This is a genomic window from Streptomyces sp. (genome assembly GCF_019510245.1).
Lineage (GTDB): Bacteria > Actinomycetota > Actinomycetes > Streptomycetales > Streptomycetaceae > Streptomyces.
Genome location: NZ_JAEKKT010000036.1, coordinates 1 through 6,504 on the forward strand (window position 1 = coordinate 1; position 6,504 = coordinate 6,504).

Sequence of the window (6,504 nt, forward strand, 5' to 3'; positions counted from 1 at the left end):
CTCGGCCAACCGCCGCTTCCCCGACGGCACCCAGGCCAAGGGCTTCGCGCGCAACCAGTTCCTCGACACCTGGGCCCGCTACTGCCCGGAGCCGAACCCTCCGGCCGAGCCCGCCCGGCCCGGTGCTGGGCCGGTGCCCGGCGCCGCAGCCTGACCCGCTCCGACTCGTCGCACTCGTCCCTGCGCAGGTCAGCGCGGGGACGAGTGAACGGCCCGCAACGAGTCGTCCCGACATCACGAGCCCACTCGTACCTGCTCTGACCAGGTACGCAACGAGTGGGACGAGTCATCACACCTCAACGGCGACCGCCGCTTACCGCCTGCCGGTGATCGCCGCAGCCCCACCTCTCCTGGAGTGCCTCGGCTTGACCTCCCCCACCTCCACCGCGCCCTCCGCGATACCGGGCACCGCCGCGATCCGCGTCGGCATCGCCCTGCTCGCCGCGTTCGCCTTCGCCCTCTCCTACGACGCCCTGCGCCAGATGGCCGTCGCCATCCACGTCCGCGGGGTGCTCACCTACGCCTTCCCACTCGTGATCGACGGCTTCATCGCCATCGGCGTCGGCGCCCTGCTCATGCTGCGCACCGCCCCGCTGCGCTCCCGCGTCTACGTGTGGGGACTCGTCGGCGCGGCCACCGTGACGAGCATCTGGGCCAACGCCCTCCACGCTGTCCGCCTCAACTAGCAGGCCCCAAACGGCGATGGCCTCCGGCTCGACGATCTCACCGTGGGCATCCTGTCCGCCGTCGCCCCGCTTGCCCTGGCCGGTGCCGTCCACCTCTACATCGTCATCCGACGGCACCCAGCGCCTCCCCAGCAACCAGGAAGCGCGATCGGGATCGAAGCGGTTGGAGATCACCGCGCCAACGACAGTGGCGGCGCTTGTCCTCCGGCTCCGCCGGAAATCAGCCGTGACCTCGCGGCCCGTACAGCCGTCTCCGCCGAACCGGATTCCGACGGCGAGATTCCGGCACGGACCGCGCCGCCTCCTCGGCGTGCCGGTCGACCGCCCAACGCCTCGCTCGAAGAGCTGGTGGCCATGGGCCGCCCGGTAGTCGAGCGCGTCGGCCAGGTCGACCGAGACGCGATTGCAGAGGAAATCCGGGAGGTACAGGGACGCAAGGTCTCCAATGATCGCCTGCAAAAGGTGATCAACATCCTCGCCGACGAACACGAGGATGCGTCAGCCTCGGTCGCCTCCTCCGTCTGACGTCCGCAGACCCGGGCTACCGGAAGTCCGGAACGACTTCCGGTAGCCCGCCGAACTCCGGGCCTAGCCACGCCCGAGGCAGCACGCAGCCCAACTCGGAACCCGAGCACAGCACCACGGAGATACCTCCCATGCGCGAGCCGCACGACGAACTGCCCACCTACCAGCAGGCGGTGATCAACACCTCGGCCACCACGCCAGCAAGCAATGGCGTTGGACCGTCCATGGGCCGGTCCGACGCGGGCTCCTCCGCCCCGGGGGTGGCGGAGGAGCAACTCCGGGGCGAGGGCGCGCCGGAGCAGGAGTCGGGGGTGGGCGAAGATGTCGCCGCTGAGCAGCAGCCAGCCGCCGTGCGCGCTGCCGATGAAGCCGCGCTCTACCGTGTCCTGCGCCGCCGTGAGCGTTGTGACGACGGCCGTCGCGATGCCCGTGTCGATGCCCGCTACAGCGACGACGAGAAGGCCGCGATCGTGGCCAGGGCCAAGGTGCTGGGCATCGCCGGCGCCCACCTGGTCGGCGCGGTCGTCATGGCCTTCGTCAACGGTGAGACGCACCTGCCCGACCAGCGCACGGTCTACGACGACGTGATCGACGAGTTTGCGGCGCTGCGCAACCAGATCGCCCGGATCGGCACCAACGTCAACCAGATAGCGCGCCGTCTCAACTCCGACGGTGATCCACACCCTGTGGACGCCGCTGTCCTGGAGCGGGCAGAACGCCTCCTGTCCACTGCCCAGGACGCGGTGAAGGCCGTGGACGACGCCGCTTTCCGGGCCTCCGGGCAGAGGGCGGGCCGCGCGTGATCGCGAACATCGTCAAACCGGGCAGCTACACCCGAGGCGTGCTGAGGTACCTCTTCGGGCCGGGTACCGCCACCGTGCACACCGACCAGCACATCGTCGCCTCCTGGGACGGCTTCGTGCCCGACCCCGGCCCAGAAGACAGCCTCGGCCACAACGAGCGGATGGACCAGCTCGTCAAGGCCCTCGACCTGCGCGTCAGGCAGGCCGGCGACCACGCCCCCGCCGGGCACGTGTGGCACTGCTCTCTCCGCGCAGCACCTGAGGACCGCATCCTCACCGACGCCGAATGGGCAGGGGTGGCGCGCCGCATCGTGCACGCCACCGGCATCGCCCCAGACGGGGATCCGGACGGCTGCCGCTGGATCGCGGTGCGTCACGCGGACGATCACATCCACATCGTCGCCACCAAGGTGCGCGGCGACCTGCGACCGCCGCGCAACTGGAACGACTACCACCGCGCCATGACCGAACTCACTTCGATCGAGAAAGAGCTCGGACTCACGCGCATCCCGCGCGGGCGCCAGGCCGCCGCCGAAACTCCGGCTGCCAAGCGCTCCACCCGCGCTGAGCAGGAGAAGGCCAAGCGCACCGGCCGCACCACGACGGTGCGTGAGGAACTCCGCCACGTCGTACGCACGGTGCTTACCCGCGCCGAGGACCTGGACGAGTTCTTCAACCTGCTCGCCGACGCTGGCCTCCAGGTCGAAACCAGGACCCTCCCCTCCGGCGACCTGCAGGGTTACAAGGTCGCCCTGCCCGGCGACACCAACGCCGACGGCGAGCCCGTCTTCTACTCCGGTTCCAGCCTCGCCACTGACCTCTCCCTGCCCAAGATCCGACAGCGCCTTGTGACCGCCGAAGTCACCGCAGTGGAAGCCCCAACCGCCGGACGTCGACCGAACCCGTGGCATCAGGCCGCCACCTGCACCGAACGCATCCCGCACCACATCGACCACAGCCCCGCCGCCGTCACTCAGGCGCACATGGCCGCCTTCGGTGAAGTCCTCTATGCCCTGCCTCTGTACGCCCCCGCCCATTTGAGGGCCGAACTCCGTCGGGCCGCCGTCGCCTTCGAGTACGCCGCCCACACACGAGCGCGCGTCGACCACTCGCACGCCCGCGCCCTGCGTGGCGCGATCAAGGCCATGCGACATCAGCCCACCGACGGCAGCGGTCTGGCGATGCTCCTGGACGCCGCCATCCTCGTCGCCACCGCCGTCCAGTGCCGCAACGCGGTGCAGCACCACGACCGCCAGGTCGCCGCCGCCCGCCAAGCCCTGGCCCACCTCCGCGCTGCCTACGACCAGGCGGCTCCCGGGCCTCTGGCCGAGTTGGTCGGTCACAAGCCTCCCGCGAACACCGTCCGCCGGTATGCCCAACACGTGCGCGACGCGGTTCCCGTCCACGCCGAGCAGATCCTCGCCGAGTCTGCCTGGGAGGCTCTGGCCGCCACCCTCGCCACCGCCGAGGCAGTCGGACACGATCCGGCCCAACTCCTGCACCACGCAGCCCGGCAGCGTTCGTTGGATGACGCCACCTCACCTGCCAGGACCCTCACCTGGCGCATCCAACGTCTCGGCGACCGGCACGCGCCCAGCCCTCAAGCACAGGCCGCCCGAGCCCGCAGCTCCCGCATCACCCACGTCCCGCCCACCGCGCGAGCCACCGCCGGGACAACCCCCACGTCCACAGGGGCCCCGTCCCGGACTCACCGGTCGCGGTGAGCACACATGCCGTGCCCCGAGCACCACCTGCCGACCCGCCCTGAATCACCACAAGCACAAGCCGACGCGGAGGTTTTGGCAGGCGGGCCAATGGTCGCCATTCGCCGCGGGCCTTGTCAGCGACGTCGGCTTCGATCTGTGCGCGCCAATCTGTCTCAGATTGGTCTATCAACTGCCAGATGGGCCTGTTTTGATCATGCCCATGAAGAAGATCAGCACTTTCGCGGCCACCGCCCTCATCAGTGCCACGACTCTCTTCGGAACCGCGCACGCCGCGCCGATGCCTGCCCAGCCACACCCATGGGACCACCGGGTCAAGTGCGAAACCAAAGACCCCGATGACCGGAAGATCGTCGCCCGCTACGGGAACTCCGAGTTTGGCTGGAAGCACTTCAGCGGGCCTCACAACATCAAGAAGTGCTCTACTCTCTACGCTGCCCTGCACGGCGAGGTGGACCGTAAATCTGAGCAGGGGCGAAAGCTCGAATACGATGCCGTCGAGTTCGAGACCGGTGTTCCCCGTCCTCGCCAGGTCAAGATCACCGTCGTGGTGTGGCAGGCCAGGAAGAGCCTCGATGGCAAGTACGACGCCGGGAGGGGAAGCACCATCGGCGTCATCACGGCGTACTGCCACAACCAGCAAGGGAACAAGTGTCCGGCATGGGCGAAGCTCTAACCGCATCTGAGCGGAGGCAGGAGCAGGCGGCTTTGTGTCGTCTTCTCCTGCACTACACCGCATGTCCTTTCGCGCCGTATGCATGGGTGCGGGGCTGTCCGCCTTGGCCGGAGGGGCTGCGGGTGGCCGTGCACTGCGGTGAAGAGACGGAAGGGATCGACTTCCTGTATGAGCTTCCGTTCGGGATGCTGCCTGCGGCGATCCCGGGTGCGCTCGCGCAGGTGGTGAGCGGCTTGCAGCTGTATTCCAGCTCCAAGGTGAAAGACGTGATGGGCATGAACCACGTGAGCCTGGATGTGGAGAAGATCCCGCCTGCGCCTCTGGGCGAGGGGGCACAGGCGGTGGAGGTGCTGCGGCAGTTGGCTGAGGCGTACGAGGAAGGCGAGGAGGGTGAGCCGTTCCTGCTCGGGTTCCTGATGCGTCCGGCACATACGCTCCGCCTCTATGTCAACTCGCCTGAACGGCAAGTCTGGGGGGTGGATGTGCCACTGCCACGTACTGGGCTCGGTTTGCTGGGGGCTGTTCAGTCTCCGGGGTACCTGAACAATCCCCACCTGCATCGCCCGTCCGATGACCCGCACGCCGACGTACTCATCGACCTGAGCGATAACTGATACAGGGCTCGGCGCGCTCGCGCAGGGGATGGCCTTCGGGTCAGTGGTGGCGGCGGTGCTCGCAGGACGGGCACACGTGTAACTGGCCGTTCTTCTCCGAAAATCACCGGTCTGCCGCCTGGGAGCGGGTCTCAATTGCGGGCAACCCGGCTGCGGTTCGTGGTCATTAGTGCGGGTGATCGCGATGTGCATGATGGGGATTGACAGACATGCTCCAAGGTACTTCGGTCATGGACTCGGTATCCCTGATGCTCCGCGTGCGCGATGAATTCCACGCGCTCGCCTTATGCGGCAACGGCGATCTGTCAGTTAGTGCGGCGAGCCCATCAGGGCCTCGCGGGCCGAGGTTCTCAGCTTGGGGCACCACTCGAAGCCTCTGGCAAGTTTGGGCAAGCTCCTGGCCTGAGGACTCAGTCGCGGGCAAGCTCTGGCACAGAGATCGTTACCGGTATCCGAGGAGGACATCATGGCCCTGCGTAAGCTCGGCAAGGACCCGGAGAGTCCCAGTGGCGGCTCGCCCACGATCTACCTCGACGAGGAGAAGGACAGCTACCTCGTGCAGGGGTGGAAGGTGGAGGACACCGAGCGCCTCGGGCAGATGGACATCCCCGGTCACGAGTCGGTGGTGGAGATCCCTCGGCGCATGGCGCAGTTCTTCCTGGAGGTGAAGAAGGATGACGAGGCCCCCGACGTTTGAGGAGCTCTTCCGGGACTGCCGGCGGACGGCCGTCCATCTGGAGATGCGCGACGCCTACATGAAGTCGGACCCTGCCTTCATCGACTGGAAGGCCGGCGAGGTCCTCGACCCCGCCGAGCGCTGGGCCGACTGGCACGCCATCGTCGCGGAGGCGACCTCGCGAGGCGTCGAGGTCCGACGCGCCCGCGTCGTCTCGACACCGGTCAGTGAGTACATCCGCTTCGAGTACGACGTGACGGACGGACTGAACATCGCCGCCGGCGAAGGCGTGCGGTGGCTCTCGCGGCGCGACGCGACCGACATCGCTCTTCCGGGCAACGACTTCTGGCTGTTCGACTCCGGCCTCGTCCTCGTCAACCACTTCGACGGCGACGGCGAGAACATGGAGGTGGAACTCACGGAGGACCCGGAGGTGGCGAAGCTCTGTGAATCGGCCTTCGAGGCCGTGTGGCAGCGGGCAACACCTCACGCCCGGTTCGAGCCGGCCTGACCGTTCGAACAGCAGCCTCGCACCGACATGACATCACCATCTTCGAGCGTCCGGGAAGCCCGCAAGGCGCTCGGACAACGCCTCGCCGAGATCCGGAAAACGGCCGGACTCACCAAGCGAGCTCTGGCCCAGAGCCTGGGCTGGCACGAATCAAAGGCTTCGCGCTTCGAGAGCGGCACCCGCGCGCCCTCGGAGCGCGACCTTCGTGCCTGGTGTTCCGCGTGTGGCGCCGAGGGCGAAACAGAGGACCTCATCTCGACAGCCCGCGGAATTGAGGGCATGTACGTCG

Annotated in this window: 8 protein-coding genes and 1 pseudogene; all 9 read left to right on the forward strand. The window is 67.9% G+C overall.

Annotated features, from left to right (window positions below; translation table 11 throughout):
- On the forward strand, window positions 1-154 hold a 154-nt coding region (locus JF597_RS01190; protein ID WP_293987385.1), incomplete at its 5' end, for a DUF3631 domain-containing protein.
- A gap of 244 nt (window positions 155-398) precedes the next feature.
- A pseudogene (locus JF597_RS01195) lies at window positions 399-1,211 on the forward strand (DUF2637 domain-containing protein).
- A gap of 131 nt (window positions 1,212-1,342) precedes the next feature.
- Window positions 1,343-2,014, forward strand: coding sequence for a MobC family plasmid mobilization relaxosome protein (locus tag JF597_RS01200; RefSeq protein ID WP_293987363.1), 672 nt, complete (start codon window positions 1,343-1,345; stop codon window positions 2,012-2,014).
- A complete protein-coding gene (locus tag JF597_RS01205; RefSeq protein WP_293987366.1) occupies window positions 2,011-3,738 on the forward strand; it encodes a relaxase/mobilization nuclease domain-containing protein in 1,728 nt (575 codons plus the stop codon). The genes JF597_RS01200 and JF597_RS01205 overlap by 4 nt, the downstream gene beginning before the upstream one ends.
- Before the next feature lie 202 nt (window positions 3,739-3,940).
- On the forward strand, window positions 3,941-4,414 hold the full coding sequence (locus JF597_RS01210) for a hypothetical protein (protein WP_293987369.1): 474 nt from the start codon (window positions 3,941-3,943) through the stop codon (window positions 4,412-4,414).
- A gap of 122 nt (window positions 4,415-4,536) precedes the next feature.
- A complete protein-coding gene (locus JF597_RS01215) occupies window positions 4,537-5,028 on the forward strand; it encodes a hypothetical protein (protein ID WP_293987372.1) in 492 nt (163 codons plus the stop codon).
- Window positions 5,029-5,494: 466 nt separating this feature from the next.
- Window positions 5,495-5,725: a hypothetical protein gene (locus JF597_RS01220; RefSeq protein WP_293987374.1), complete on the forward strand. Its 231-nt coding sequence runs from the start codon at window positions 5,495-5,497 to the stop codon at window positions 5,723-5,725.
- Entirely contained in the window at window positions 5,703-6,215 is a 513-nt protein-coding gene (locus JF597_RS01225) for a DUF6879 family protein (RefSeq protein WP_293987379.1), read from the forward strand. The genes JF597_RS01220 and JF597_RS01225 overlap by 23 nt, the downstream gene beginning before the upstream one ends.
- A gap of 27 nt (window positions 6,216-6,242) precedes the next feature.
- Window positions 6,243-6,504 (forward strand): helix-turn-helix transcriptional regulator (locus JF597_RS01230; protein ID WP_293987382.1); only part of this gene is annotated, 262 nt, incomplete at its 3' end.

What these genes read in the sequence shown, in the direction of transcription:
- JF597_RS01200 (WP_293987363.1), top strand. Translation starts at nt 1,343, where the DNA reads ATGCGCGAGCCGCACGACGAACTGCCCACCTACCAGCAGGCGGTGATC.
- JF597_RS01210 (WP_293987369.1), top strand. Translation starts at nt 3,941, where the DNA reads ATGAAGAAGATCAGCACTTTCGCGGCCACCGCCCTCATCAGTGCCACG.
- JF597_RS01220 (WP_293987374.1), top strand. Translation starts at nt 5,495, where the DNA reads ATGGCCCTGCGTAAGCTCGGCAAGGACCCGGAGAGTCCCAGTGGCGGC.
- JF597_RS01225 (WP_293987379.1), top strand. Translation starts at nt 5,703, where the DNA reads ATGACGAGGCCCCCGACGTTTGAGGAGCTCTTCCGGGACTGCCGGCGG.